The 26,522-nt window shown below is 66.1% G+C and carries 20 protein-coding genes, 2 pseudogenes and 1 riboswitch; of the genes and pseudogenes, 5 read left to right on the plus strand and 17 right to left on the minus strand.

Going from position 1 to position 26,522, the window contains the following annotated elements; genetic code table 11:
- Positions 1–195 precede the first annotated feature (195 nt).
- From F7R02_RS07365 to F7R02_RS07385, 5 genes are read left to right on the plus strand one after another with little or no spacing between them, the layout of a single operon-like run.
- Positions 196–1,422 (plus strand): ATP-grasp domain-containing protein, encoded by a 1,227-nt coding sequence (locus F7R02_RS07365; RefSeq protein WP_167520985.1) that lies wholly within the window; start codon positions 196–198, stop codon positions 1,420–1,422.
- A complete protein-coding gene (locus F7R02_RS07370) occupies positions 1,419–3,221 on the plus strand; it encodes an IucA/IucC family protein (RefSeq protein ID WP_078590266.1) in 1,803 nt (600 codons plus the stop codon). The genes F7R02_RS07365 and F7R02_RS07370 overlap by 4 nt, the downstream gene beginning before the upstream one ends.
- A complete protein-coding gene (locus tag F7R02_RS07375) occupies positions 3,218–4,414 on the plus strand; it encodes an MFS transporter (RefSeq protein ID WP_078590267.1) in 1,197 nt (398 codons plus the stop codon). The genes F7R02_RS07370 and F7R02_RS07375 overlap by 4 nt, the downstream gene beginning before the upstream one ends.
- Positions 4,392–6,161, plus strand: a complete 1,770-nt coding sequence (locus F7R02_RS07380) for an IucA/IucC family protein (protein WP_078590268.1) — start codon at positions 4,392–4,394, stop codon at positions 6,159–6,161. The genes F7R02_RS07375 and F7R02_RS07380 overlap by 23 nt, the downstream gene beginning before the upstream one ends.
- Entirely contained in the window at positions 6,158–7,354 is a 1,197-nt protein-coding gene (locus tag F7R02_RS07385; protein ID WP_078590269.1) for a type III PLP-dependent enzyme, read from the plus strand. The genes F7R02_RS07380 and F7R02_RS07385 overlap by 4 nt, the downstream gene beginning before the upstream one ends.
- A 681-nt stretch (positions 7,355–8,035) precedes the next feature.
- Here the strand turns inward: F7R02_RS07385 and F7R02_RS07390 are convergent.
- The 17 genes and pseudogenes from F7R02_RS07390 to mgrA form a co-directional block, all read right to left on the minus strand.
- A pseudogene (locus F7R02_RS07390) lies at positions 8,036–8,476 on the minus strand (hypothetical protein); the annotation flags it as partial.
- A gap of 430 nt (positions 8,477–8,906) precedes the next feature.
- Positions 8,907–9,641: an adenosylcobinamide-GDP ribazoletransferase gene (locus F7R02_RS07395; RefSeq protein WP_078590270.1), complete on the minus strand. Its 735-nt coding sequence runs from the start codon at positions 9,639–9,641 to the stop codon at positions 8,907–8,909.
- The gene (locus F7R02_RS07400; RefSeq protein ID WP_078562420.1) at positions 9,638–10,252 is read right to left on the minus strand and encodes a histidine phosphatase family protein; all 615 of its coding nucleotides are present in this window, start codon (positions 10,250–10,252) and stop codon (positions 9,638–9,640) included. The genes F7R02_RS07395 and F7R02_RS07400 overlap by 4 nt, the downstream gene beginning before the upstream one ends.
- Positions 10,249–11,295, minus strand: a complete 1,047-nt coding sequence (gene cobT / locus F7R02_RS07405; protein ID WP_005913598.1) for a nicotinate-nucleotide--dimethylbenzimidazole phosphoribosyltransferase — start codon at positions 11,293–11,295, stop codon at positions 10,249–10,251. Before cobT ends, F7R02_RS07400 begins: the two co-directional genes overlap by 4 nt.
- Positions 11,292–11,813, minus strand: coding sequence for a bifunctional adenosylcobinamide kinase/adenosylcobinamide-phosphate guanylyltransferase (cobU, locus tag F7R02_RS07410; RefSeq protein ID WP_005921413.1), 522 nt, complete (start codon positions 11,811–11,813; stop codon positions 11,292–11,294). The genes cobT and cobU overlap by 4 nt, the downstream gene beginning before the upstream one ends.
- On the minus strand, positions 11,801–13,276 hold the full coding sequence (locus F7R02_RS07415; RefSeq protein ID WP_078590271.1) for a cobyric acid synthase: 1,476 nt from the start codon (positions 13,274–13,276) through the stop codon (positions 11,801–11,803). The genes cobU and F7R02_RS07415 overlap by 13 nt, the downstream gene beginning before the upstream one ends.
- On the minus strand, positions 13,273–14,256 hold the full coding sequence (cobD, locus tag F7R02_RS07420; protein WP_078590272.1) for a threonine-phosphate decarboxylase CobD: 984 nt from the start codon (positions 14,254–14,256) through the stop codon (positions 13,273–13,275). Before cobD ends, F7R02_RS07415 begins: the two co-directional genes overlap by 4 nt.
- Before the next feature lie 93 nt (positions 14,257–14,349).
- Positions 14,350–15,264 (minus strand): adenosylcobinamide-phosphate synthase CbiB, encoded by a 915-nt coding sequence (gene cbiB, locus F7R02_RS07425; RefSeq protein ID WP_078590296.1) that lies wholly within the window; start codon positions 15,262–15,264, stop codon positions 14,350–14,352.
- Positions 15,265–15,334: 70 nt separating this feature from the next.
- Positions 15,335–15,946 carry a cob(I)yrinic acid a,c-diamide adenosyltransferase gene (cobO, locus tag F7R02_RS07430; RefSeq protein ID WP_078568210.1) on the minus strand — a complete coding sequence of 204 codons (612 nt, stop codon included), beginning with the start codon at positions 15,944–15,946 and terminating at the stop codon, positions 15,335–15,337.
- Positions 15,943–16,548, minus strand: coding sequence for a hypothetical protein (locus F7R02_RS07435; RefSeq protein WP_078590273.1), 606 nt, complete (start codon positions 16,546–16,548; stop codon positions 15,943–15,945). Before F7R02_RS07435 ends, cobO begins: the two co-directional genes overlap by 4 nt.
- A complete protein-coding gene (locus F7R02_RS07440; protein WP_078568209.1) occupies positions 16,548–17,132 on the minus strand; it encodes a hypothetical protein in 585 nt (194 codons plus the stop codon). The genes F7R02_RS07435 and F7R02_RS07440 overlap by 1 nt, the downstream gene beginning before the upstream one ends.
- Positions 17,133–17,395: 263 nt before the next feature.
- Entirely contained in the window at positions 17,396–19,273 is a 1,878-nt protein-coding gene (btuB, locus tag F7R02_RS07445) for a TonB-dependent vitamin B12 receptor (RefSeq protein ID WP_139371017.1), read from the minus strand.
- 114 nt (positions 19,274–19,387) lie between these two features.
- Positions 19,388–19,610, minus strand: a riboswitch (cobalamin riboswitch).
- Positions 19,611–19,757: 147 nt separating this feature from the next.
- Complete coding sequence (gene clpB / locus F7R02_RS07450; RefSeq protein WP_078590274.1) at positions 19,758–22,343, minus strand: ATP-dependent chaperone ClpB; 2,586 nt, start codon at positions 22,341–22,343, stop codon at positions 19,758–19,760.
- Positions 22,344–22,609: 266 nt separating this feature from the next.
- Positions 22,610–23,440, minus strand: a complete 831-nt coding sequence (locus F7R02_RS07455) for an ATP-binding cassette domain-containing protein (RefSeq protein WP_078590275.1) — start codon at positions 23,438–23,440, stop codon at positions 22,610–22,612.
- A complete protein-coding gene (gene ssuC / locus F7R02_RS07460) occupies positions 23,437–24,231 on the minus strand; it encodes an aliphatic sulfonate ABC transporter permease SsuC (RefSeq protein ID WP_078590276.1) in 795 nt (264 codons plus the stop codon). The genes F7R02_RS07455 and ssuC overlap by 4 nt, the downstream gene beginning before the upstream one ends.
- Before the next feature lie 118 nt (positions 24,232–24,349).
- Positions 24,350–25,462 (minus strand): aliphatic sulfonate ABC transporter substrate-binding protein, encoded by a 1,113-nt coding sequence (locus F7R02_RS07465; RefSeq protein WP_078590298.1) that lies wholly within the window; start codon positions 25,460–25,462, stop codon positions 24,350–24,352.
- A gap of 11 nt (positions 25,463–25,473) precedes the next feature.
- Positions 25,474–26,514, minus strand: a pseudogene (mgrA, locus tag F7R02_RS07470) (L-glyceraldehyde 3-phosphate reductase).
- Between the last annotated feature and the right edge of the window lie 8 nt (positions 26,515–26,522).

Below are 26,522 nucleotides of genomic sequence, written 5' to 3' on the forward strand. Positions count from 1 at the left end.
AGGCGTAGGTTGCGCGTGAAGCGACGGCGGTCGTACTGACGAGCGCCAAGACAACACGGCGTGCATGAGGCACGCATCATTGCCGCAGCACGCGGCATGCGATCGACGTATCGCAGGCCACCCACCGCCGCCATGGCGCCAGGCAGCCCGTTTCAGTACCGGTTTTCCCCACCGTCCTGTCGAACGAGAGCTGCCATGATTGCGACACCCGCTGCACCGTTGGTGATCCTCACCCATGTCTGCCATCCGGCCATCACCGAAGGTTTCCTGCCGGCCGCGCACGCGCTGGACCTGCCGGTGTGGTTGCTGACCGACCACCGGTTCGACCACCTGGCTTATTTCCGCGAGCATCCGAGCCATGCACCGCAGCGGGTGATCGAATGCGACGTGTTCAATCCGCTTGGCGTCCTCGACGTATTGCACGATGCAGACATCGCCCCGCGCGCGGTGTTCAGCAATAGCGACCACCTGCAGACCAGCACCGCGCTGGTGGCCGCAGCGCTTGGCCTGCCGGGCAAGGACTGGCAGGTGTGCTACGCCGCCAAGAACAAGGCCGCGATGCGCCAACGCTTGCGTGCGCATGGGCTGCCCTGCCCATGGTTTTGCACGCTGGCGCCGGGTGCGGCGTTGCCGGCACAGATTCCATGGCCTGTGGTGGCCAAACCTCGCGAGGGCGTCGCGAGCCTGGATGTGCGCTACTGCGCCGATGCGGCGCAACTGCAGGCCTACCTGGACGATGTATGGCAGCGCCATCCGCAGCGCACCGTGCTGCTGGAAAGTATGCTGGAAGGTGCGCTGTTTACGCTGGAAACGCTGGGCGACGGCAAGCGCCTGCAAGCCGTCGGCGGCTTCAAGGTGCGGTTGTCGCCGCCACCGCATTTCGTCGAATGCGAAGCGCAGTGGGATGCCGACGTGGACACACCGGTGATCGCGCAGGCGCTGCAACAACTGCGCGCGTTCGGTGTCGGCTTCGGGCTGTGCCATAGCGAATTCATTCTTACCGGCGACGGACCGGTGCTGGTGGAGATCAATTACCGCAGCATCGGCGACCGCCGCGAATTCCTGCTTGACGAGATGTTTGCCAAACAATGGTTCAACGCGGCGCTGGCACCGCATCTGGGCCTGCCGTTGCCACCGCTACGCAGTGCCCATGCACATGCCTTGCTGCGCTACTACGTGGCCGAACACGACGGCGAACTGGTCGCCGCCAGCGAAGACCACCGCCAGCACGATGCGCACAGCGACGTGCAGTACCGGCGGATGCGCACACCGGGCGAGCGCATCCGCCTGAGCCATTCCAACAAGGATTATCTGGGCGTGCTGAGCGCGTTGGCACGCGATGCGCAGACACTGCAACACGCAGTGGTGCAGGCCGAAGCGGGGCTGCAGTGGCGCATCGATGGCGCGGAATTGCGCGCATGAGCAGCATGGCCGACCAACGCTACATCGCCACCCGCATCATCGATGCCTGCCTGCGCGAAGACCTGCGCGGGATTGCGACCCGCGGCAGTGCGGCGGTACCGGACGCCGAGGTGTTGGCGCAGTGGACCGACCCCATCCCGGTGCAGGGCTGGTGGCGCATCGCCCACCTGCCCGGCGGCACGATCTGGCTGCCGATCCATCGTCAAGGCGCGCTGCAAGACATCGGGGCCTGCGGCGACAGCTGGATTGTGCGCAACAGCGACGGCGTGCACGTCGAACGTGGTGCACACGCCTGGTTGCAACGCCTGAGTGCAGAGCTCGATAGCGAAACGCAACAGCTGCATCGTGCCTACGCCGACGAAGCCGACTGCGCCGCTGCGCACCGCGGGCTGGCGCGGCAGGCCTACCACGCGCAGGCACCGGCGTTGCGTAATGCGCTGCATCACCCCGATGCCGCCGAGCGTGCCTACCGCTGCGATCAGCTGGCCAGCTACCGCGACCATCCGTTCTATCCCACCGCGCGTGCCAAGGCCGGGCTGGATGCAGCCGAACTGCGCCATTACGCGCCGGAATTCGCACCGACCTTTGCGTTGCGTTGGCTGGCGATTCCACAGGCGTTGGCGCAATGCACCAGCACCCCGCCGGCCGCGCTATGGCCGCAGTTCGAAAACCTGGGTCTACCGCCGGAACTGACCGCCACGCATCTCGCCTGGCCGGTGCATCCGCTGGTCTGGGAGCGCTTGGAGCAGGAAGGCTTCGCGCTGCCCGAGGGCGTGCATCGAGCGCCGAGCGCCTGGCTGAACGTGCGCCCAACGCTGTCGGTGCGCACGCTGGTGCCGCTGCAGCATCCGCACCTGCATCTCAAATTGCCCATTCCGATGCGCACGCTGGGCGCGCTCAACCTGCGTCTGATCAAGCCGTCCACGTTGTATGACGGGCACTGGATGGAGCGCGCATTGCGGCACATCGATGCGGTCGACCCTGCACTGCAAGACCGTTGCGTGTTCGTCGACGAGTCGCACGGGGGGCATGTCGGGCAGACGCGGCATCTTGCCTATCTGGTGCGGCGTTACCCAGCGCTGGACGATGCCACATTGGTCCCGGTGGCTGCGTTATGCGCGCCCATGCCCGATGGCCGCCCGATGGCGATCCATCTTGCCGAACGTTTTGCGCATGGCGACGTGCTGCGCTGGTGGCGCGACTACACCGAGCTGCTGCTTGCCGTGCATCTGCGCCTGTGGCTGCGTTATGGCGTTGCACTGGAAGCCAATCAGCAGAACAGCGTGATGGTGTATGCCGATGGCCAAGCCACGCGCCTGTTGATGAAGGACAACGACGCTGCGCGGATTGCGCTGCCGCAATTGCGGGAAGCACTGCCGGAGGTGGATGCACTGGGCTCGCTGCAGGATGCGCGTATTGCGGTAGACGATCCACAGGCATTGGCGCAGATGTTCTGCACGATCGTGCTGCAGCTGGATCTGCAGGCGGTGCTGGAAGGCCTGGCCGAATGGCAGCCCGCGCTCCGCGCGCCGCTGTACGCGCAGTTGCAGGCCCAGGTCGCTGCAACGCTGGCGCAACTGGAAGGCGACGGCATCGATATCGGCCCCGCACGCCGCCTGTTGGCCAGGCCACGGCTGCCGGTGAAGTACCTGCTCAGCGCCGGCAGCCTGCTCAGCAAGCAGCTCACCGGCGCCACCGACATCAACAAGTTCTACGGCGACAGCGCGCCCAATCCGTTCGGCGATGCGTTCGCCGATGCGCGACATCCGCCGCGCAGGCAAGCGGGCGCGCCGCGATGAGGCGCATCCTGGTTCCGGTACTGGCTGCGCATTATCTGGCGGCATTCACGGCGCTGGGCATGCCGCTGTTTCTGCCGCAGGTCTTGGTAGAACTCGCACCGTCCGCCGCCGTGGGCTGGAGCGGCGTGCTGTATGTATTGCCCACGCTTTGCACCGCGCTGACGGCAAGCACCTGGGGGCGTTGGGCGGACCGCAATGGACGCAAGCGTTCGCTGCTGCGCGCACAACTGGGCCTGGCGCTGGGCTTTGCGATTGCCGGCTTCGCGCCGTCGCTGACCTGGCTGGTGATCGGCCTGATCGTACAGGGCACCTGTGGCGGTTCGCTGGCGGCGGCAAATGCGTATCTGGCCAGCCAGCCGCAGGCCGGCCCGTTGGCGCGTGCGTTGGACTGGACACAGTATTCGGCTCGGCTTGCCATGGTGAGTGCACCTGCACTGCTGGGCCTGGCACTGGCGCTGGGCCCTGCGCAATCGCTGTATCGCGCACTAGCGTTGCTGCCATTGATGGCGTTTGCGTTGACGTGGCGACTGCCGGCCGATCAGCCTGCTGCGCGAGAACCCGCTGCCGGCACACCTGCTACGTCCTTGAAGCACGCCGCTTCATCGCCTGCATCGCCGCGCACCATTGCCGCGACCTCGTGGCCAGCCCTGCTGCTCGCCCTGTTCTTGTTCTGCTTCGCGATGGTGGTGACGTTCCCGTATTTCATCCCGTACGCGCTCGCGCGCGGCGCCGGCCACGATGCGCTTGCCGGCCTGCTCTACAGCCTGCCGCATCTGGTGTATCTGGTGGTGTTGCCGTGGTGGCGACGCGGCGATGGCGAGGCGTGGCTGGTACCGGGCCTGGCGTTGTTCGCGGCGGCCTGCGTGTGGCAGGCGCTGTTGCACGATGCGCTCGCACTGGCAGCAGCGCGGCTGTTGTTCGGCTTCGGCATGCTGTTCGGGCTGCGTGGGCTCAACCGCAGCTTGGCGCACATCGCCAGCGGGCATAGCGCCGGGCGCCTGTTCGGCCGCTTCGATGCCTGCGGCAAATGGGCCGGTGTGTTCGCCGGTGCCGCTGCCGGCGCATTGGCACAGGCGTCCGGCCCCGCCACCCCTTTCCTGGCTGCCGCGCTGGCCGCGGCCGCTGCTGCACTCACCGTCCTGGTGCGCTTCCCTTCGAGGAGAACTGCCGATGTCGCCGCACACGATGCATGACCCCTGGTACGACAGCATGGCCGACGCGCAGGCCTGCAGCTGCTGGTTGAACTGCTATCTGCGCGAATTCGCGATTCCGCAGCATGCGGTGCAGTTCGACTATCGCGGACTGGATCGGCCCGGCCCACGCGTGGCAGAACAACGCTGGCTGCGCATCGACCTGGGCGAGAGCGGTGCGCTGTGCGTGCGTATCGCCTATGCCGATCGCCTGGGCCGCTGCCGTTTCGCCTCCGCGCCGTTTCTCAAGAGCGCCGGCAAACCGTGGCATAGCCTGGATGCGCAAGCGCTGGCGCGCTGCCTGCTGCAGGCCTTGGGCAGCGCGCAGGCCATCAACCCGGAGCTGCTGGCGCAAAGCGCCAACAGCGTGGCCGTCACCGCCGCGTTATTGCGCCAGGCGCAGGTCACCGCCGCCACCGGCGAGGCGATGATCGACGCCGAACAATCGATGCTCTGGGGGCATGCGTTGCACCCCACGCCCAAGAGCCGCGAGGGCGTGGATCTGGATCAGGTGCTGGCCTGCGCACCGGAAGCGCGCGCGGCGTTCCAGCTGTTCTGGTTCCGCATCGACCCGCGCCTGCTACGCACACAGGGACGCGACGTGCGCGCGACACTGAGGCAGCTCTGCGGCAGCGACGATCTTTACCCCTGCCACCCCTGGGAAGCGCAGCGGCTGCTCGACGCCCCCTTGCTGCGCAGCTTGCAGGCGCGCGGCCTGATCGCGCCGGTCGGCCCGTTGGGCGATGCACTGCGGCCGACCTCGTCGGTCCGCACGCTGTATCACCCGGAACTCGCGTATTTCCTCAAGTGTTCGGTGCATGTGCGGCTCACCAACTGCGTGCGCAAGAACGCATGGTACGAACTGGAGAGTGCGGTTGCGCTCACCGAACTGCTGGCACCGAGCTGGCGTGCCTTGGCCACACAGGTGCCGGGTTTCGATGTGATGCTGGAGCCGGCGGCGACTTCATTGGATGTGGCCTCGGTCGATCCCGCATTGCATGCCGCCGACCCGCTGGCTGCGCGTGCCTTGTCGGAGAGCTTCGGCATTCTGTACCGGCAAGGCATTCCCGCCGCGCAACGTGCACGCTGGCAACCGCAGGTGGCTGCGGCCTTGTTCACCTGTGATGCGCAGGGCGATAGCGTGTGCGCCGCGCGTCTGCGGGCGCTTGGAAGTGCGCAGATGGACCACCGAACCGCAACGCTGCTGTGGTTCCGCGCCTATGCCGGACTACTGCTGGACGGAGTGTGGAGCGCGCTGTTCCAGCACGGCATCGCGCTGGAGCCGCATCTGCAAAACACCGTGATCGGTTTTGCCGACGGCTGGCCGACGCGGGTGTGGGTCCGCGACCTGGAAGGCACCAAGCTGCTCGCCCATCACTGGCCGGCCGCGCGCCTGCGCGGCGTCGGCGAACGCGCACGCCAATCGCTGTACTACACGCCAGAACAGGGCTGGAACCGGGTAGCGTATTGCGCGCTGGTCAACAATCTGGCCGAGGCGATCTTTCATCTCGGCGAAGGCGATGCCGCACTCCAAGCGCGGCTATGGCAATGCGTGGGCGAGATCGCACTGCGCTGGCAACAACGCCATGGCGCGCAAGCGGCGCTGCAAGGCCTGCTCGACGGCGCACCACTGCCGGGCAAGAACAATCTGGGTACCCGTCTATGGCAGCGTGCCGATCGCCAATCCGACTACACCGCGCTGCCCAATCCCATCCCTCGCACCGCGGCGCAGCGGCAGGTGGCGGCGTGAGCCTGCAGATCGATACCGCGGCAATGCTTGCTGCCTTGCCGCGGGTGCGCGAACGCTGCGATGGTCCGATCTGCGCGTATGTCTACGATCTGGCCGCATTGGACACGCACGCGGCCTGGATGCGTGCGCAGTTGCCGGCGCAGTGCGAACTGTTCTATGCGGCCAAGGCCAATGCAGAGCCACCGATCCTGCGCACGCTGGCACCCCATGTGGACGGCTTCGAGGCCGCCTCCCGTGGCGAGCTGGCCTGGCTGCATGCGCAGCAACCACAGGCGCCCTTGCTGTTTGGCGGCCCGGGAAAACTCGACACCGAGCTCGCCCAGGCAGCCGCCCTGCCCGACTGCACCGTGCATGTGGAAAGCCTGAGCGAACTCGAACGGCTGGCGGAGGTCGCTTCGCGCGCCGGCCGCTGCGTGCCGGTGTTTCTGCGCATGAATATCGCCGTGCCCGGCGCGCAAAGCACGCGCTTGATGATGGGCGGGCAACCCTCGCCGTTCGGTCTGGATCCGTGCGATCTGCATGCAGCGATGCAGCGACTGCAGGCGAGCCCATCGCTGCGCCTGGCAGGCTTTCATTTCCATCTGATGTCGCATCAACGCGACGCCACCGCGCAGCTGCATCTGGTCGCCGCCTACCTGCGCACCGTGCAGCAATGGCGGCAGACCTATGCGCTTGGTCCACTGCGGGTAAACACCGGTGGCGGCTTCGGTGTGGATTATCTGGCACCGGAAGCGTCGTTCGACTGGGCCGGCTTCTGCGCCGGGCTGCCTGCCTTGCTGCGCGAACACGGTACGGACCTGCGCCTGCGTCTGGAGCCGGGCCGTTACGTCAGCGCCAGCTGCGGCTGGTACCTGATGGAGGTGCTCGATCTCAAACGCAGCCACGGCGCCTGGTTTGCGATCGCCCGCGGTGGCACGCATCACTTTCGTACGCCGGCCGCGCAAGGCCACGATCATCCGTTCCGTGTATTGCGCGGTGAGCGTGCGCCAGTGTTGCGCGATACCCCGGTGACCCTGGTCGGCCAGTTATGCACGCCCAAGGATGTGCTGGCACGCGATCAGCATGTCGCCGCGCTGGCGCCTGGCGATTGCCTGGCCTTCCCGCTAGCGGGCGCCTATGCGTGGAATATTTCGCACCAACGCTTTCTGATGCATCCGCCGCCGCAGATGGTGTTTCTAACGGAGGGGCATTGACTCACCGATTGCGGACGAACAACGCTTGGGCCTACGTCAGCAGGCTCACAGGCAGATGTGCTGTTACCGCAATTTCCTGCGTTGACTCGAAGTAGCTGTGCAGAAATTTCGTGGAAGTTAGCCAAGCGGACCGTTGCCCAGTGGCAATTCTCCTAGGGATGGTCTGAATGACCCACCAGGCCTCTCAAATTCCAGCTTCTTGCATGTCAATGACGAGCAACATGTCGCGTTTGGTGCGATTTCTACAACTTTCTAGCGGTTTTAGCTGCCGCCAGGCAGCATTACCCCCGGGCCGGCAGCAATTGCCGGCGCACCATCCATCAGTTGGCTTCTGGCTCGGCTATTGCCTGCGCCCTCGGACCCCGGCCAAGGATGAGATCGCGGCATGATTGAGTTCGACTCGAGATCTGACCGGCGCTCGGTCCGGTCCTAATTCCTCGGTGATCGCCTGGTCACTCCCGGAAGGTCGCGAGCTGCTCCCGGAAGATTTGGCCTGGCTGTCGCTCACCGCCTGCCAAGCGTAGGGAATGGCACCGAATGCTGGAAGCTGCACGCTCGGAACCGTTGCTCAACCGCACCGCGCTTGAACTCGGCACTGAACTTCCTAGGCTTTGACATGCATACGCATCATGGTCTGGATCGACCTTCTTGTCAGTGTCTGTGAAAACGGGGTAGAACCCCACTGTTGCAGGCTACATTCCATGCCTGTCGCATCGTGTAGCTGGTCGTGCTTTGCCAAACGGTGGGCTGGAGATCAATGATCGCCGGATCCTGTTTCATGGTCTTTGCGCCACTGGCCACCCGGAATTCCACGGAATCCGGCGTGTCCAACATGCCGGTTGAATCAGCCTTGTGCTTGGGTGCGCCACGGCCGCGCCGAATCGACTTGGGGCACTTGAACTGAAGTTGATATTCCAACCATAGGGGTTGGTCGACCGCTTCATAGACCATCGTCAAATCAATCTGAATGACCCGGTTTGAGTCAGGATTTGCGAGATCATCATTGATCGGTGTGTGGTCCATAATTGCGTCACTGGCGTAGACGTTGACACGATTTCCGGCTGCACCTTGCATATCGATCAGAAACTCGCTGGCCCCGACTTGCGTTGCGATGACCACCATGCCCGCACCGATTACGAGTTTTGTGATTTGTCGTGTCATGAGCGCTTCCTCACCCGTTTTACAAACTCGCGCTCTACCGCGCACGTATGTTACTGATATCAAGACGTTCTCAAAATTTGAGTACGCAATTTTGAAGCTTCTGCCGTAACCTGGCGCTTCCAGGTCGATTGTGCTGCAGCGACATCAGAAATGCTAAGCCTTGTTGCGGAACGCCCTCGTTAGGCTTGTAGACCAAGCGAGGGACTTCTCTGAGTGCCGGGAAGCCACGAGCGACGCTGGCGTTGCACCTGCGCCGGAGAACTCAGCAGATGACGCACGCTGACGGATGCCGTTGGTCGCAGCGCCCACGGGCGCTACGCAGGCACAGACGATGCGCGGGCTGGGGTCATCAGTCGGGAGGACGATTGCGTCAGCTGCAGCGCCTGCCTGGTCAAGCCGACCACAGCGCCAGCGTCACCAGCACGGCCGTTTCGGTCAGTTCTACCAATGCGCCGCAGGTATCGCCGGTCATGCCGCCCAGGCGCTGCAGGCAGGCGCGGCACCAGAGTGCGAACACCAGTGCGGCGATGCCGACGCACAACGCCGCGGTCGCCAGCCCGGCAACGCTGCACGCCGCGATGCCGGCGCTCAGCGCCAGCCACAGGCCTGCCCGCGGGGCGCCCGACAGCGCGCTGCCCAGCCCGACAGCGCGCACATACGAGGTGCTCAGGAACGCGGCAACCAGCGCGCTGCGCGCCAGTAGCGGCGCCAGCCATAGCGTGGTCGGCGCCTGCGCCAGCAGGCTGGCCAATGCGGCGCATTTGAGCAGCAACACTAGCACCACTGCGGTGACTGCCATCGGGCCGCTGGTGGGGTCCTTCATGATCGCCAGTGTGCGTGCGCGCTCGCCCATGCCGCCAACCCAGGCATCGGTCGTGTCGGCCAGGCCATCCAGATGCAACGCGCCAGTCAGCCACACCCAGGCGCTCAACAGCAGCGCTGCGCCGAGCAACGGCGCTACCTCGCGCAGGCACCAGGCCAACCCGCACACCACCCCACCGAGCAACACGCCCACCAGCGGGTACCAGCACAGCGAGCGCGCCTGCGCGCCTGCGCGCGTGAACACCCGGGCGGGCACCGGAATACGGGTCAGAAACCCGATCGCCGCCAGCAACCCGTCGATCATTCGGTGTCGTGCGCCGGTGGCAATGCCGTGGATGAAACCGGCGACCCAAAGGCGCCAGCCGCGTCGGTTGGCGGCCAGGCCAGCGGATGCAGGGACGCATGCGGCACTGCCAGTTCGGTCATTCGGCTGAAACCATTACCGGCAACCAGGCACTGCAAGGCGCGGATGGCGCCGCCATGGGTGACCACCAGCACGCGTTGCGCCGGATAGCGCGCCACGATGTCGTCCAGTGCCGCAGACAAGCGTGCACAGAAGTCTGCGAACGGTTCGGCTTGCGGTGGCGGATGGCCTACCGGATCGGCCCAGAACCGGCCGAGCGCCTCGCCGTCGTCGCGGTCGATATCCGCCACCGGCACGCCCTGCCAGCGGCCAAAGTGATATTCGCGCAGGCGCGGGTCCAGCTGCAGCGGCATGGCACGCGCTTGGGCGAGCTCGGTGGCGAACAAAGCGCAGCGCTGCAACGTGGATGTCACGACTGCGTCCCACACGCCATCGGCAGTGGCCGCACGTAATTGCTGCCAGCCCAGCTCGGTGAGCGGGTCGTCGAGCTGGCCGCGATAACTGCGTTGCCCCGTGTCGCCATGCCGCAACAAGGTGATCTGCGCGCTCATGCGTCCGACACCCCGGCTTCGGCGAAGGTCGCCATGCCGTTGTGCAAGGCGCAGGCGCTGCGCAGTAGCGGAATCGCCACCGCCGCGCCGCTGGCTTCGCCCAGACGCAGATCCAGTTGCAGCAAGGGCTCGGCATCCAGCGCACGCAGCAGTGCCGCATGCCCACGCTCCTGCGAGCGATGCCCGAACAACAACCACTCGCGCACGCCGGGATTCAGGCGCGTGGCCACCAGTGCCGCCGCCGTGGTGATGAAGCCATCCACCAGCACCGGGATGCCGGCCTGCGCGGCGGCGATATAGGCGCCGACGAGGGCAGCGATTTCGAATCCGCCCAGCCGACGCAGACGCTCCAGCGGGCTCGATGCATCGGCATGCAAGGCCAGCGCACGCGTGATCACGGTGGCCTTGTGCGCGATGCCTTCGGCATCCAGGCCGGTGCCTGCACCGGCCATCGCCTGCGGGAACTGCGACAGCAAGGCGCAAGCCAGCGCCGCGGCAGAGGTGGTGTTGCCGATGCCCATCTCGCCACCGACAAATAGCTGGGTATCGCAGCTCCTGGCCTGCGCGATGCTGTCGGCACCGGCGGCGAGCGCATCGCGCAATTGGGTGGCCGTCATCGCCGGCTGTTCGCAGATATTGGCGCTGCTAGGCGCAATCCAGGCACGCCGCACCCGCGGCAGGTCGCCGGGGTCGTTGACCACGCCCAGATTCACCACTTCCAACCGCGCGCCCAGCTCGCGCGCCAGTACCGCAATGGCGGCGCCACCGCGTGCGAAATTGCGCACCATCTCGCCGGTGACCGCCTGCGGAAATGCCGAGACCCCTTCGGCCGCTACGCCATGGTCGGCGGCATACACCGCGATCCAGACCCGCTGCGCTCCTGGCCGTTCGGTGCGTTGCCAGGCTGCCAGCTGCACCGCCAGGTGTTCCAGCCGGCCCAGCGCGCCGGGCGGCTTGGTCAGCTGTTCCTGCCGGGCAAGCGCGGCAGAGCGCATGCGCGCGTCCGGCACTGCGCAGGCACCAAAGATCCAATCGCTCCTCACACGCGCTCTCCTTTCAACACCATCGGCAACCCTGCCACCACCAACACCACACGCTCGCACTGTAGCGCCAATGCCTGATGCAGCCAGCCAGCCTCGTCCACAAACCGACGCGTGAGTTCACCCAACGGCACGATGCCCTGCCCCACTTCGTTGCTGACCAGCAGGATCTGCCCCGGCAACTGCGGCAGCGTTGCCAGCAGTGCGTCGCGCTCGCGCGCGAATACGTCCGCATCCGGGTGACCAAGCAGGTTGCTCAGCCACAGGGTCAGGCAATCCACCAGCACGCAGCGATCCGGCGCGGCATGCGCCTGCAGGCTTGCCGCCAGCGCGATGGGCTCTTCCACGCACTGCCAATGCGCTGGGCGTTGGCTGCGGTGATGGGCAATGCGCCGATGCATTTCCTCATCGAAGGCTTGCGCTGTAGCCAGGTAGGTCACTGCGCGCCCGGACGCTGCCGCGATGCGCTCGGCCAGTGCGCTCTTGCCCGAACGGGCGCCGCCAAGAATCAGGTGCTGCATGCCGCCTCCCTGCTGATGAGGCGTGTCAGTGCGGCGGTATCCAGATGCGTGTGCACCGCATCGGCCAGACGTTCCAGGCTGGCTTCGCGTAGCGCGGCAAGATCCAGTGGCGCGGCCTGCGCCAGACCGGCCCACGCCAGCAATGCAGCCAGTGCCTGCGGGTGGTCGAACACACCATGCACATAGGTGCCGAGCACCTGGCCATCGTCGGAGATGGCGCCATCGGTACGCCCATCGTCCAGCTGCAGCAATGGCCGTGCCAGCGCAGCGCCGCTGCTGATGCCGCAGTGGATTTCATAGCCGCTGACACCGGCATCGCCCAGCAGCAGGCGCCCGTGCACGCGATGCAATTGCTTGTGCGGCTGCAGCGTGGTTTGCAGCGGTAGCCACCCAAGACCGGGGCTGCTGCCCGCTGCGCCTTCGATCCCATCCGGGTCGTGGAGATGGGTGCCCAGCATCTGCAGTCCGCCGCAGATGCCAAGCAGTTTTCCGCCATAGCGCAGGTGACGGGCGATGGCGGCGTCCCACCCATGCGTGCGCAGCCACTGCAGATCGTGCCGGGTGGATTTGCTGCCCGGCAGCAGGATCAGATCGCACGGCGGTGGCGTCTGCCCAGGACCGATCAAGCGCACATCCACTTGCGGATGCGCCAGCAACGCGTCGATGTCGGTGTGATTGCTGATGCGCGGCAGCACCGGCACCACCACGCGCAATTGCGACTGCGGTTTCTGCAGCGCGTTGCGCGGCACCGCATCTTCGGCATCCAGCTGCAGGCCGTGCAGATACGGCAAGACGCCGAGCACCGGCTTGCCCGTTTCGCGCTCCAGCCATTCCAGGCCGGGCTGAAGCAGCGCAAGATCGCCGCGAAACCGATTGATCACAACACCTGCAACGCGTGCGCGCTCGCTGGCCGAGAGCAACGCCAGCGTGCCGACCAGATGGGCGAACACGCCGCCGCGGTCGATGTCGGCCACCAGAATGACGGCACAATCCACCGCTTCGGCATACCCCATGTTGGCGATGTCGTTGGCGCGCAGATTGATCTCGGCTGGGCTGCCGGCACCTTCCACCAGCACCACATCGAAGCGCTCGACCAGGCGCTCATGCGAGGCCAACACGGCGTTGAATGCAGTCGTCTTGTAGGCGTGATAGCCCACCGCATCCAGCGTGGCGACCGGCTGCCCGTGCACGATCACCTGCGCACCGGTATCGCTGTTGGGCTTGAGCAATACCGGATTGAAATCGGTCTGCGGCTCCAGCCCGCATGCCTGTGCCTGCAATGCCTGCGCGCGGCCGATTTCGCCACCGTCCACCGTCACTGCCGAATTCAACGCCATGTTCTGCGGCTTGAATGGCGCCACCGCAATGCCCTGGCGATGCAGCCACCGGCACAGCGCGGCCACCAGCGTGCTCTTGCCCGCATCGGAGGTGCAGCCCTGCACCATCAGCACGCGTGCGCTCATGCCAGCACCTGCCGCAGGGCCGCATCCAGACGCGCTTCGCCCGCGGCATCGGGGGGAAGGCCGAAGCGCAGACTGGACGGTGTGTCGAATAGCCGCGTCAAAATGCCGCGTTGCGCCAACGCGACGTGCAAGGTGGCGGCGTCCTCGCGCCGACACCACTGAAAGAACGCAGTGCTTGCGGTAGGTACGATCGAATGCGCATGCAACAGCTGCGCAAGCCGCTGCGATGCCGCGTGCAGGCGCGCACATGCCTGCAACTGCCACGGCGTATCGGCCAATGCCTGTTGCACGGCCCAGCGTGCCGGGCCGCCGAGCGTCCACGGCCCCAAGCGTTCGCGCACTGCATCCAGCAATGCGCGATCTGCGCAGACAAATCCCGCACGTGCGCCTGCCATGCCGAAGAACTTGCCCACCGAGCGCAGCACGACCAGACCGGGCCGTTGGGTGAAGGCGCATACGCTATGTTGCGGGGTCGCATCCATGAAGGCCTCGTCGATCACCAGCCACCCACCGCGTGCTGCAAGCCGCGCATGCAGCTGCAGCAGCGTGTCGGGATCGAAGCGGTCGGCGCATGGGTTATTGGGGTGGATCAGCACGATCACATCCAACGTCTCACCGGCTTGCAGCAACTGCGCAGCGCTCATCGGCACGACCTGATGTCCGGCACACTGCCATGCCTGCGCATGCTCGGCGTAGCCAGGCGTGAGCACGCCGACGCGGCTGGGTGCGCGTAGCAGCGGCAAGGCCTGAATCGCCGCCTGCGAGCCGGCCACCGGCAGTACCCGCGGCGCGCCGTAATATGCAGCCGCGCGTTCGGCCAGGCCATCGTCGTCTTCGGGCAAGCGCTGCCACACATGCTCCGGGATGGCGGGCACTGGCCATGCAAACGGGCTCACGCCGGTGGACAGGTCCAGCCACTGCGCGAGCGGAATGTTGTAGGCCTGCGCAGCGCGGCGCAGACGTCCGCCGTGTTCAAGCATTGCGCACTCCCGGTGGCGGCGCGGCGCTACCTGCGCCGTCGTGCACGGTGCGCCGGTGCATGTTGGTGAAGCACCAGACCATCCGCGTGCCGATCATCGCATCGCCAGCGCAGTTGCCAGCACGCCCAGCAGCAGCCAGGACGCGACACCGGCGCGCACCAGCCGCAACGCACGTTGCACGCTATTTGCGCTTGCCGCCGCGCCCTCGCCCAGCGCGGGGCGTGCCTGCCAATGGCCGTGGTACGGCGCAGGCCCGCCCAGTTGGACATGCAGCGCGCCTGCACCCGCTGCCATCACGGGACCGGCATTGGGGCTTTTCCAGCCACGTCCCTGCCGCCAGGCGCAGCGCATGCCCGCGCAGGTGCGACCCAGCACCGCATAGGTCGCTGCGGTCAGCCGCGCCGGCAGCCAGTTCAACGCATCGTCGATGCGCGCCGCAGCCCAGCCGAAGTTGACATAGCGCGGCGTGCGGTAGCCCCACATCGCATCCAGCGTATTGGATAGCCGATACAACACCGCTCCCGGCGCGCCCAGCACGACGCCCCAGACCAGCGCGGCGAAGACGGCATCGCTGCCGTTCTCCAGTACCGACTCGGTCGCTGCGGCAGCGACCTGGGTCGCGTCCAGTGCGGCCGTATCGCGACTGACGATACGGCCCACTGCAGCGCGGGCGGCAGGCAGATCAGCGACCTGCAGCGCATCGATCACCGCTTGCGCGTGTTCACCCAGGCTACGCAGGCCCAGCGCCAAATACAGCGTGATCGCGGCAAACCCCGCCGCCGCCCAGGGCGACACGCACCACAGCCCCCATTGCACCACTGCAGCGACACAGGTCAACGGCAACACGCTCACGCACCACGCCAGGATGCCGGCGCTGCGACGGTCGCGGTGCAGACGCGCTTCGACACGTTGGGCCCAGTTCCCGAACAGCACCAGCGGATGTCCGCGCCGCGGCTCGCCGAGCAGCAGATCCAGGAGCACGGCAGAGGTGGCAATCACCAGCAGCATGGCGTGCAGTCCCGGCGCATGCCAGCCAGCATGCCGAGCCATACGAGGCGTTGCGCGCGCACGCTCACGGCTACAGCTCGATGCCGAGTTGCGCCTTGATGCCGGCATTGAAGGCGTGCTTGACCAGGCGCATCTCGGTCACGGTGTCGGCGACTTCGATCAACCCGTCCGGCGCGCCGCGCCCGGTGATCACCACGTGCTGGCCGGGCGGTCGCGCGGCCACGGCAGCAAGCACCTCATCCAGCGCGATGTAGTCTTTCACCAGCGCGATGTTGAGTTCGTCCAGCAGCACGAAGTCGTAGCGCGCATCGGCCAGCATGCCGCGCGCGAGCTGCCAGGCGGCCTGCGCGGCGGCGATGTCGCGTGCGCGGTCCTGGGTTTCCCAGGTGAAGCCTTCGCCCATGACGTGATAATCGAGCAGATCCGGAAAGCGACGGAAAAACGCTTCTTCGCCGGTCGAAAATGTGCCCTTGATGAATTGCACGACGCCGCAATACAGGCCATGCCCAAGCGAACGCGCCAGCATGCCGAAGCCGGACGAGCTCTTGCCCTTGCCATTGCCGGTATTGACCAGCAGCACACCGCGGTCGATCACCGCACGTGCGATGCGCCGGTCGACCAATTCCTTCTTGCGCTGCGCACGTTCGCGATAATGCGCTTGATCGTGCTCGGGGCTGGTCATGCGCGCGCTCCAAGGGGTGGACGTGCACCAGCGGAGCGTCGTGCAGCCAACAGCGCGAAGGCCAGGCCGACATAGCCGGCCAGGGTTGCAAGGGCGTGTGGATAGTCCGCCGGCACGCGCGCAATGAACCCGCCCGGCGTGGCATGCGGGTAGCGACCAGACAGGAAATAGAAGCCGGCTTTGGAGAGCAGATAGGCGGCGCTGCCGCTGATCAGCAAGGCCAACAGCGGCCCGACGACACGACGCCAGCCCTGGCGCTGCAGTTGCAACGCAGACAGCAGGCCGCCCCACCACAACGCGGCGTACGCCAACGCCAACGCCCAGTACGCCGGCGACAGGCACCAGTCGCTGCTGCTGCCCGAGGCCAGGCCGATCAGATCCAGCAGCGATACGATCCCGAACAGCAGCGGCAACATCCACAGCGGGCGTAACAACGCGCCGGCCAGAAAAAACACCGCCCATGAGGCCGTGGGCAAGGCATCCACATTCGCAAAATGCTCGCCGCGCGCACAGACCATCAAGACGGCAAGTGCGATGCCGCACGCTCTGGCCGCTGTGCCGTGCAACGGCAACGGCGTCGCAGCTGCGCGCGGCGGCGCCATCATGACACTTCCGATGGCGTGGAGAACGACGTTGCGGCGCGCCAGCGCAGCGCGCACCATGCGGCTGCCAGCACCACCGCCAGATACAGCGCTGTCGTGCGCACGAACAGCGGTCCCCACTGCCAGGCGCGCTGCAGATACTGCGCCCAGTGCGGGTCGGTGTAGCGCCCGCCCCACCAGTAGAACGCGCCATTGGAGATCAAGAACGACAGCACAGCGGCCAAGGTGCCTAGGCCCCAGGCGATGCTCAGCGACGCAGCGCCTGGCCGCAGACGTGCGTGAGTCGCGCGCCCGGCGTACCAGAGCACGCCATAGGCCACCGGCAATGCCGCGTAGGCCGCCGTGATGCAGAAGTCGCTGACGCCGGCAAGGCGCACCGCAGTCCAATCGATCGCCACCGACAACCCCAGCAAGGCGATGAAGTAGCCGTGCCGCCGCAAGGCCAGGCCGCCGAGAAAGAACACGGCCATGGATGCATCCGGTAGGTGCAGCCAGTCACTGACATGATGGAAGCGGGTCGCGGTCATCAGCAGCATCGAAGCGATGAACAACAGGCGTTCGGAAGAGCGGGATAACGGCGGCATCGATGGTCTCCTTCAGATTTTCGATCGCCACCCGGATGGCGCAACAGACATCAGGCAAATGATCGCCCCCTGCAAACCGTAACGATCCTTGCATCCAGCAGCAAGCGCCGACTGCGCGGCTTAGAGCGGCTAACAAAATGTCGCGGGCAATCGCCAGGTGAAACGCGGACAGCGCGAGCAACCGCGGTGTCCGCCTGGTCCATGCGGATCCGGGCACCGCGCGCGCCCATCCGTTGGCTGCGCAGTCGTGTCGTCGGCTGCTCTCAGTGCGCCGGTTGGTAGCGCAAGGTCAGCAGATAATTGCGGCCTGGCTGGGCGTACCAACGTGCGGTTTCGTAGTGGCGGTCGAATACATTGTTGGCGGCCAGTTGCACCTTCCAGTCCGCATTCACTGCATAACTCACGCGCAGATCCAGCAAGCCGTAGCCGGCCAGGCGATCGGTATTGGCCAGATCGTCGTAGCGTGCACCCGATCCGAACAGGCTTGCGCCGATGCCGAATGCACCGATGCTGCGGTCGGCATCGATGCGCCCGCTCTGGCGCGCACGCCGCGGCAACCAGTTGCCATGATTGACCTCGCCATCGGCCTGCGGCGCAAGCCAGGTCAACGCGCTGCGCAGGGTCCAGCCGGCCAGCTCGGTGTCGTAGCCGGCTTCCGCGCCGCGAATGCGCGCCCGATCGATATTGTTCGGCTGCCCGAACGGATGCGTCGCATCCACCAACGACGCATCGTAGGCGATGAGGTCGTCGATACGGGTCTGGAACGCGCTGAGCGTCCAGGTGCCCCAGTCGTAGCGACCGCGCAGGCCGAGCTCGGCACTCTTGGAGGTTTCCGGGCCGAGCAGCGGGTTTCCGTATTCGGGGTAATACAACTCATTGAAGGTGGGCGCCTTGAACGCAGTGCCGTAGCTGGCGGTCAGGCGCAGATGCTCGGCGACATCCCAACCCCACAGCAGGCTGCCGGTGGTCTTGCCGCCGAACTGGCTGTTGTCGTTGCGACGCAGGCTGGCCTGCAGCGATTGGCTGCCAAACGTCTGCTGCCATTGCGCAAATGCGGCGCGGTCGATGCGGCTGTCGGCATCGTAGGTATCGCTGCTGGCGATGGCGTCGCGCTGCCAATCGAAGCCGACCGTGAGCAGACCGGGGCCGGTGTCGAGATCGGCCTGCAACGCACCCTGCTTGCGGCGGGTGTCGTAGGTCGACAGATAGGCGCCTTGGTAGTACGCATCGCTCAGATCGGCGCTGCTGCCCACGCTGGCAGTGAGCTTGAGCGCATCGCTCGGGGCGTAACGCACGCGGCCGCCGATGGCCTGCTGCACGCCCTTGCTCAGATTGCCGCCGAATGCCGAACCGTCGTATTCGTTACGGCTCTGCGCGCGCAATACATGCACATCGGCATCCCACTGGCGATTGAAACGCCAGCCGCCCTGCGCGCTCAACGAATCGTTGCGATAGCCGTCGCGGTCCGGGTCGTAGGCGCTGGAGCCGGTATCCAGATACGCGTTGATACCGTCGGTTTCGTCGTGCACGGCGTTCACCGAATACCAACCACCGGCGTCGCTCAGATCGCCCGGGCTGCGCCCCGCAATGCCCGCGCCGTAGCGTCGCGCGTTGTCGCTGCCGGCCGCCACGCTCAAGGTCGGCACCAAACCGCCTTGCGGACGCCGGGTAAAGATCTGGACCACCCCGCCCAGCGCTTCGGAGCCATACAGGCTGGAAAACGGGCCACGCACGATTTCGATGCGTTCGATCTGCTCGATCGGCAGATCCTGCAACGCCGCGCCGCCAGCGGTGGCCGAGCCGATGCGCACGCCATCGATCAGCACCACCACATGGTCTGCCTCGGTGCCGCGCAGGAACAGCGAGGTCGCCTTGCCAGGCCCGCCATTGTTGGCCAGCGACACGCCCGCTTCGCCACGCAACAGGTCCTGCAGCGAATTGACCTGACGACGCTCGATCTGCGCGCGGTCGATCACCGTGACCGGCGCCAGCGTCTGGTCCTGGGTCTGTGCGGTACGCGAGGCGGTGACCACGACTTGGTCCAGATCGATGGCGGCCTTGGCCTGGGCCACAGTGGCAATGCACAGCGACAGCCCCACGGCGAGCACGGCACGACGCGGCGAAACGGAAGAAAGGGACATCAACTGCTGCTCCTGGAACCGCGCCAACCCGCGCGTGGGCAATCGGGCGGCAGGCAGCAACGGGCCAAGCGTCCGGCGCGCAGCGTCAGACGAGCAAGGCCACGCCCACCGCGTGCCGGGTCAATCCCTCAGGCCGGTCTCCGGGCTTGCGAGTGGAAGCTGGCGCTTCCGATGCCGCGCCTTCCCATGCGACTGCACAGTGGCGTAGTGCGGCATCTGACCTCGCCCACCGTTGCGGGGGCAGCTCCGGAATTGCAGCTCGCCAAAGCGATCCGCGCACCGGATTCCCGTTTAAACCACCGGCCAACCGGCAGTCACCTCAGGGGCGCGCATGGTAGCAGGATTGGCGGACCGCGCCGCCGAGATCTGCGGCGGCCGGCCAGCCGCACGTTCCAGCTCGACGTAGGAGCGCACCTGGGCGCGATGGGCGTTCCCTGTAAAGCCATCGCGCCCAGTGCACTCCTACGCCGTGCGGGCCTCGCGCTCAGTCCTTGGTAAACACCAGCCGTCCGCCGTCGGCACGCACGCGCACGCTATCGCCGCTGAGATACTGGCCCGACAGGATCTGCTGCGCCAGCGGGTTCTCCACCTGCGATTGGATCGCGCGTTTGAGCGGACGCGCGCCGTACACCGGGTCGAAGCCGACACTGCCCAGCACCTCCAGCGCCGCATCGTCCAGGTCCAACTTGAGGCCGCGCTCGGCCAGGCGTTTTTCCAGGCCTTGCAACTGGATGCGCGCAATCGACTTGATCTGCGCCTTGTCCAGCGGATGGAACACCACGATGTCGTCCAGCCGGTTGATGAACTCCGGGCGGAAGTGGGCCTGCACCACCCCCATTACCGCGGCCTTCATCTGCGTGTACGCCTCGGCGCTATCGTCGCCGGACAGCTCCTGGATCTGGTGCGAGCCCAGGTTGGAGGTCATCACGATGACGGTATTGCGGAAGTCCACGGTGCGGCCCTGGCCATCGGTCAGGCGGCCATCGTCGAGCACCTGCAGCAGGATGTTGAAGACATCCGGATGCGCCTTTTCCACTTCGTCCAGCAGGATCAGCGAATACGGACGACGACGCACGGCCTCGGTGAGATAACCGCCTTCTTCATAGCCCACATAGCCAGGAGGTGCACCGATCAGGCGCGCGACCGAATGCTTCTCCATGAACTCGCTCATGTCGATGCGAATCATCGCTTCGGCGCTGTCGAACAGGAAATCCGCCAGCGCCTTGCACAGCTCGGTCTTACCCACGCCGGTGGGACCTAAGAACAGGAACGAGCCACTGGGGCGGTTCGGGTCGGACAGGCCGGCGCGCGAGCGGCGCACCGCATCGGACACCACCTTGATCGCCTCGTTCTGCCCGACCACGCGATGATGCAGTTCGTCTTCCATGCGCAACAGCTTGTCGCGCTCGCCTTCGAGCATCTTGTTGACCGGAATGCCGGTCCAGCGCGACACCACTTCGGCGATTTCCTCGGCGGTCACGCGGTCCTGCACCAGCTTGAAATCGTGGTGTTCCACCTCGTTGGCGAGCAGCATCTGCTTTTCCAGTTGCGGCAGCACGCCGTACTGAATCTCGCTCATCTTGGCGTAGTCCTGGCGGCGCTGCGCGGCCTCCAGTTCCAGCTTGGCGTGCTCGATCTGCTCCTTGATCTTGGTGGTGCCCTGCAGCGCCGCCTTTTCCGACTTCCACACTTCATTGAGATCGGAGAACTCGCGTTCGAGCTTGTCGATATCGCTTTCCAGATCGGCCAGGCGCTGCCGCGAGGCCTCGTCCTTTTCCTTCTTGAGCATCTCGCGCTGGATCTTGAGCTGGATCAGGCGGCGCTCCAGCCGGTCGAGCTCTTCCGGCTTGGAGTCGATCTCCATACGGATGCGCGATGCCGCTTCGTCCATCAAATCGATGGCCTTGTCCGGCAACTGGCGGTCGGTGATGTAGCGATTGGACAACGTCGCCGCGGCCACGATGGCCGGGTCGGTGATCTCCACGCCGTGATGCACGGCGTAGCGCTCCTTCAGCCCACGCAGGATCGCAATGGTGTCTTCCACCGTCGGCTCGCCCACGAACACTTTCTGGAAGCGGCGCTCCAATGCCGCATCTTTTTCGATGTACTTGCGGTATTCGTCCAGCGTGGTGGCGCCGATGCAATGCAGCTCGCCGCGCGCCAGCGCCGGCTTTAGCATATTGCCGGCATCCATCGCGCCGTCGGCCTTGCCGGCGCCGACCATGGTGTGCAGCTCATCGATGAACAGGATGATCTGGCCTTCGTTCTTGGACAGGTCGCTGAGCACCGCCTTCAGGCGTTCTTCGAACTCGCCGCGAAACTTGGCACCGGCAATCAGCGCGCCCATGTCCAGCGACAGCACGCGCTTGCCCCGCAGGCCTTCGGGCACTTCGCCGTTGATGATGCGCTGGGCCAGGCCCTCGACGATGGCGGTCTTGCCCACGCCAGGTTCGCCGATCAGCACCGGGTTGTTCTTGGTGCGGCGCTGCAGCACCTGGATGGTGCGGCGGATTTCTTCGTCGCGGCCGATCACCGGATCGAGCTTGCCGCTCTCGGCGCGTGCGGTCAGATCGATGGTGTATTTCTCCAGCGCCTGGCGCTGTTCTTCGGCGTTTTCCGACTGCACGGTTTCGCCACCACGCAGCTTGTCGATGGCCGCTTCGATCTTCTTCTTGTCACCGCCGGCAGCGCGCAACGCCACGCCCAGCGGGCTGGCATCGTCGGCGGCGGCCAGCACGAACCATTCGCTGGCGATGAACGCGTCGCCATGTTGCTGGGCAAGCTTGTCGGTCTGGTTGAGCAGGCGATTGAGATCGTTGCCGATCGACAGATTGCCTTCCTGCCCGGACACCTTGGGCAGCGTGTCCAGCGCCTCGCCGAGGCGCTCGCGCAGCAGCGGCACGTTGACGCCGGCCTGCGACAGCAGCGGTCGGGTGCTGCCGCCGCTCTGGTCGAGCAGCGCGGCCAGCACGTGCACCGGCTCGATGATGTTGTGGTCGCGGCCCACAGCCAACGACTGCGCGTCGGCCAGCGCCTGCTGGAACCGCGAGGTGAGCTTGTCCATCCGCATGGAGAGATCCTCTGAACAGGTGGCCGGCACCGCCGGCGATACCGTGCAGATGCGGTTGCCGCGCGGGGTTTCAAGGTGTGCCGGTGCTGGAGGCAGGCAGCGGAGGGGCCAGTGCAGCCCAAGCGGGCTTGCGAAGGCGGTGCGCGCTGACGGTCTTGTGTGGGGATGACAGCGGCCCCTGCGGCAGCTTCGCGGCGGCTGGCTAGCGGTGCACGCGTGGCCCAGGCTCCCCGCCTGGGCGCGGAAAGTGGGCGCAGCGCCCGGCGCTAGACGATCCGCTGCAACGGCGATTCACCGCGCGCCGCCGCCTCGTGCGTCGTGCCCCGCCAAGCCTCGACCTTCGCCGCAGCACCCGGCTCCGGCAGCGGCGCCGTTCCCAGCAGACGCGACAGCACCTGGGTCTGCAGCGTTGCCAGCGCAGGCAGCCCGGGCGCGCGCGGATGCGGCACCGGCACGGCCAGATCCAGACCGACCTTGCCGTGTTCGATCACCACAATGCGGTCGGCCAGCGCGCTCGCCTCGGCCACATCGTGGGTGACCAGCACCAGGGTGAAACCGTGCTGCCGCCACAATTGCACGATCAACTGCTGCATCTCGATGCGCGTCAGCGCATCCAGCGCTCCCAGCGGTTCGTCGAGCAGCAACAGCCGCGGCCGATGTACCAACGCGCGCGCCAACGCCACACGCTGACGCTGACCGCCCGATAGCGCCGCCGGCCACTCATTGCCGCGTGTGCCGAGGCCGACCGCGTCCAGCGCTTGCTGCGCCTGCGCACGGCCGGCCCGGCCCAGGCCAAGCGCCACGTTGTCGATCACCCGCTTCCACGGCAGCAGGCGGGCGTCCTGAAACATCAGCCGCACCGCATCGCGCTGCGCTGCCAATGGCGCGCGCCCGCTGTCGACCGTGCCGACATCGGCCGTTTCCAGCCCCGCGATCACGCGCAGCAATGTGCTCTTGCCGCAGCCGCTACGCCCCACGATCGCCACGCACGCACCGGGCGCGATCTCCAGGTCGATGCCGCGCAACACGTCGCTGTCACCATAACGTTTCGCGATGCCGCGTACGCGCAGCGGCAGCCAGGTGGTGGCAGCGCTCATCGGCGTAGCTCCGCACGCTGTTGTTGCGCCGGATGCCAGCCCAGCCACCAGGCTTCCAGCCCGCGCGCGGCCAGATCGGCCAGCTTGCCGAGCAGCGCGTACAGCACGATGGCGACCACCACGATATCGGTCTGCAAGAATTCGCGCGCGTTCGTTGCCAGATAGCCGATGCCGGAACTGGCAGAGATGGTCTCGGCCACGATCAGGGTCAGCCACATCAGGCCCAACGCGAACCGCAAGCCCACCAGAATCGACGGTAACGCACCTGGCAACAGCACGTCCCGGAACAGCTGCGGACCGCGCAGGCCATAGTTGCGCGCCATCTCGATCAAGGCCGGGTCCACGCTACGGATGCCGTGGTAGGTGTTGAGATAGATCGGAAAAAAGGTGCCCAAGGCGACCAGAAACAGTTTGGCGCCCTCATCGATACCGAACCACAGGATCACCAGCGGAATCAGCGCCAGATGCGGCACGTTGCGCAGCATCTGCAGGGCGCTGTCGAGCAGGCGCTCGGCCACGCGGCAGACGCCGATCAACAGGCCGAGCGCAAATCCGATGCTGCCGCCAATCGCCAGGCCGACCGCCGCGCGCCAGCTGCTGACGGCCAGGTGTTGCCACAACTCGCCGCTGCGCACCAACGTGGCTGCCGCACGCAGCACCGCATCCGGCGCGGGCAGGATGCGCTGCGGCAACCAACCGCTGGACGCTGCAATCTGCCAGCCCGCCAGCAAGCCCAGCGGCAGCAGCCAGGGCAACAATGCGTTGCCCAGGCGGCGCGAGGCGGCGCTCATCGCGACACCTCGGTCGTGGCGCGCTGCAGCGTGTCGCGTAGGATCGAAACGGCTGCACAGGCCCGGCCACGCGCAGCGCCATGGCCGCGGCTCCTGCATCTGCTTGCACTCCAACGCATCATTTGCTCACCGCCTGCGCTGTGCCAGCATCCGGCGCACGCCAGACCGCCGGTGCCACCAGCACGCGTTTGGGCAACAGGCGCTGCGCATAGAACAGATCGGCAGTGGCCTGCTGTGCCTTGATGACCTGCGCGCTGAGCGGTTGCACGCTGGCCGGTGGGCGATGCGCCAGCGTGCGCTCCACCACTGCGGGCGGCAGCCCACTCACCTGCGCCAATATCTTGATGCTGCCGGCACGGTCGCGCTCCAGCAGGCCATCGGCCTGATTGAGCGTGCCCATCACCTGCTGCACGAACGGCCCCCACGCCGTGGCATAGCGACGCGACGACAGGAAAAACCCACCGGTGAGCCCCAGGCCTTCGCCATTGGCGAGCAGGCGTGCGCTGCCATCCAGCGTCAACGCCGAATACCACGGGTCCCAGATCGCCCATGCGTCCACCTGCCCGGCTGCGAACGCCGCACGCGCATTGGCTGGCGACAGATACAGCGGCGTGATATCGCGCATGCTCAGACCTGATTTGGCCAACACCCGCAGCAGCAGATTGTGCGCACTCGAGCCTTTCTGAAAGGCGATACGCTTGCCCTTGAGGTCGGCCACCGTACGCAGCGCGCTTTTGCTCGGTACCAGAATGGTCTCGGCCTTGGGCGTGGGCGGCACCCAGCCCACGTAGAGCAGATCGGCACCGGCAGCCTGCGCAAACAGCGGTGGAATATCGCCGGCGCCACCCAGGTCGATGCTGCCCACATTCAATGCTTCCAGCAGTTGCGGGCCGGCCGGAAATTCCACCCAGGTAATCTTGGTCTGCGCAAAGCGCTGCTCCAGCAAACGATGCTGCTTGGCCAACACCAAACTGGAGACCGCCTTTTGATAACCGATCCGCAACTGCGCCAGCTCGGTCGCCAGCGCAGGCTGCGCCCACACAAGACTCGCCAACAGCAAGGCACTTGCCAACACGGCGTACGCGGCCGCACGCGCGGCCATCAGCGAGCGGCACACCGTCTGCTGCCTGCCCGTTGCCCGCATCGCGGTTGCCGGTTGCACGCCACGGCCGCGCCAGCCCGATGGCTGCATCGCCGCTTCGATGGTGGTAGCTGTCACGCGGTAGCGCATCTGCGGCTTCCTCATTGCCAATCGGTGGAGGGTTTTTCCCAGAGGTTGATGCCGCCTTCGACCGCATGGCGATCGATCTCGGCCAACTCTTCTGGACTGAACGGCGGCGCCTGCAATGCCGCCACGTTCTCGACCAATTGCTCCGGGCGGCTGGCGCCCAGCAACGCCGAGCTCACGCGTGGGTCGCGCAGCACCCAGGCCAATGCAAGCTACGCCAGGCTCTGCCCACGCCCGCGCGCAATCGCATCCAGCCCACGTGCGCGTTGCAGGTTGTCATCGGACAGATGTTCCGGCCGCAGCGACTGACCACCGGGGCGGTTGACGCGCGCATCACTGGGCACGCCATTGAGATATTTGCCGGTCAACAAGCCCTGCGCGAGCGGCGTGAATGCGATCACACCAGCGCCAACCTCCGCAGTGGCATCGAACAGCTCATGTTCGGCCCAACGATTGAACAGGTTGTAGGCGGGTTGATGAATCAGCAGCGGTACCTTCCACTCGCGCAGCAGTGCGGCGATCTCGCGTGTACGCCCGGCCGAATACGACGATATGCCCACATACAGCGCCTTGCCCTGCTGCACCGCGCTGGCCAATGCACCGGCAGTCTCCTCCAGCGGGGTATCAGCATCGAAGCGGTGCGAGTAGAAGATGTCCACGTAGTCCACGCCCAGGCGTTGCAGGCTCTGATCCAGGCTGGACAACAGGTATTTGCGCGAACTGCCGCCCTGCCCGTACGGGCCCGGCCACATGTCCCAGCCGGCCTTGGTGGAGATGATCAACTCATCGCGATACGGCTTGAAATCTTCACGCAACAGTCGGCCGAAATTGATCTCGGCGCTGCCGTAGGGGGGGCCGTAGTTGTTGGCCAGGTCGAAATGGGTGATGCCCAGATCGAACGCGGTACGCAGCAGTGCGCGTTGCGTCTCGATCGGCGTGCTGTCGCCGAAGTTGTGCCACAGGCCCAGCGATAACGCAGGCAACACAAGGCCGCTGCGGCCAACGCGGCGGTAGGCGATACGGTCGTAACGATCGGGATGTGCGAGATAGCTCATGAGTGTGT

The sequence above is a fragment of the Xanthomonas cissicola genome (assembly GCF_008801575.1).
GTDB classification, from domain to species: Bacteria; Pseudomonadota; Gammaproteobacteria; order Xanthomonadales; family Xanthomonadaceae; genus Xanthomonas; species Xanthomonas cissicola.

Coding starts and splice junctions, on each gene's coding strand:
- cobO (WP_078568210.1), bottom strand. CDS start 15,946: ATGACCAGCCCCGAGCACGATCAAGCGCATTATCGCGAACGTGCGCAG.
- F7R02_RS07375 (WP_078590267.1), top strand. CDS start 3,218: ATGAGGCGCATCCTGGTTCCGGTACTGGCTGCGCATTATCTGGCGGCA.
- F7R02_RS07435 (WP_078590273.1), bottom strand. CDS start 16,548: ATGGCGCCGCCGCGCGCAGCTGCGACGCCGTTGCCGTTGCACGGCACA.
- clpB (WP_078590274.1), bottom strand. CDS start 22,343: ATGCGGATGGACAAGCTCACCTCGCGGTTCCAGCAGGCGCTGGCCGAC.
- F7R02_RS07395 (WP_078590270.1), bottom strand. CDS start 9,641: ATGATCGACGGGTTGCTGGCGGCGATCGGGTTTCTGACCCGTATTCCG.
- F7R02_RS07415 (WP_078590271.1), bottom strand. CDS start 13,276: ATGAGCGCACGCGTGCTGATGGTGCAGGGCTGCACCTCCGATGCGGGC.
- F7R02_RS07455 (WP_078590275.1), bottom strand. CDS start 23,440: ATGAGCGCTGCCACCACCTGGCTGCCGCTGCGCGTACGCGGCATCGCG.
- F7R02_RS07400 (WP_078562420.1), bottom strand. CDS start 10,252: ATGAGCGCGCAGATCACCTTGTTGCGGCATGGCGACACGGGGCAACGC.
- ssuC (WP_078590276.1), bottom strand. CDS start 24,231: ATGAGCGCCGCCTCGCGCCGCCTGGGCAACGCATTGTTGCCCTGGCTG.
- cobD (WP_078590272.1), bottom strand. CDS start 14,256: ATGCTTGAACACGGCGGACGTCTGCGCCGCGCTGCGCAGGCCTACAAC.
- F7R02_RS07465 (WP_078590298.1), bottom strand. CDS start 25,462: ATGCGCTACCGCGTGACAGCTACCACCATCGAAGCGGCGATGCAGCCA.
- F7R02_RS07370 (WP_078590266.1), top strand. CDS start 1,419: ATGAGCAGCATGGCCGACCAACGCTACATCGCCACCCGCATCATCGAT.
- F7R02_RS07380 (WP_078590268.1), top strand. CDS start 4,392: ATGTCGCCGCACACGATGCATGACCCCTGGTACGACAGCATGGCCGAC.
- F7R02_RS07365 (WP_167520985.1), top strand. CDS start 196: ATGATTGCGACACCCGCTGCACCGTTGGTGATCCTCACCCATGTCTGC.
- cbiB (WP_078590296.1), bottom strand. CDS start 15,264: ATGCTGCTGGTGATTGCCACCTCTGCCGTGCTCCTGGATCTGCTGCTC.
- cobU (WP_005921413.1), bottom strand. CDS start 11,813: ATGCAGCACCTGATTCTTGGCGGCGCCCGTTCGGGCAAGAGCGCACTG.
- F7R02_RS07440 (WP_078568209.1), bottom strand. CDS start 17,132: ATGCCGCCGTTATCCCGCTCTTCCGAACGCCTGTTGTTCATCGCTTCG.
- btuB (WP_139371017.1), bottom strand. CDS start 19,273: ATGTCCCTTTCTTCCGTTTCGCCGCGTCGTGCCGTGCTCGCCGTGGGG.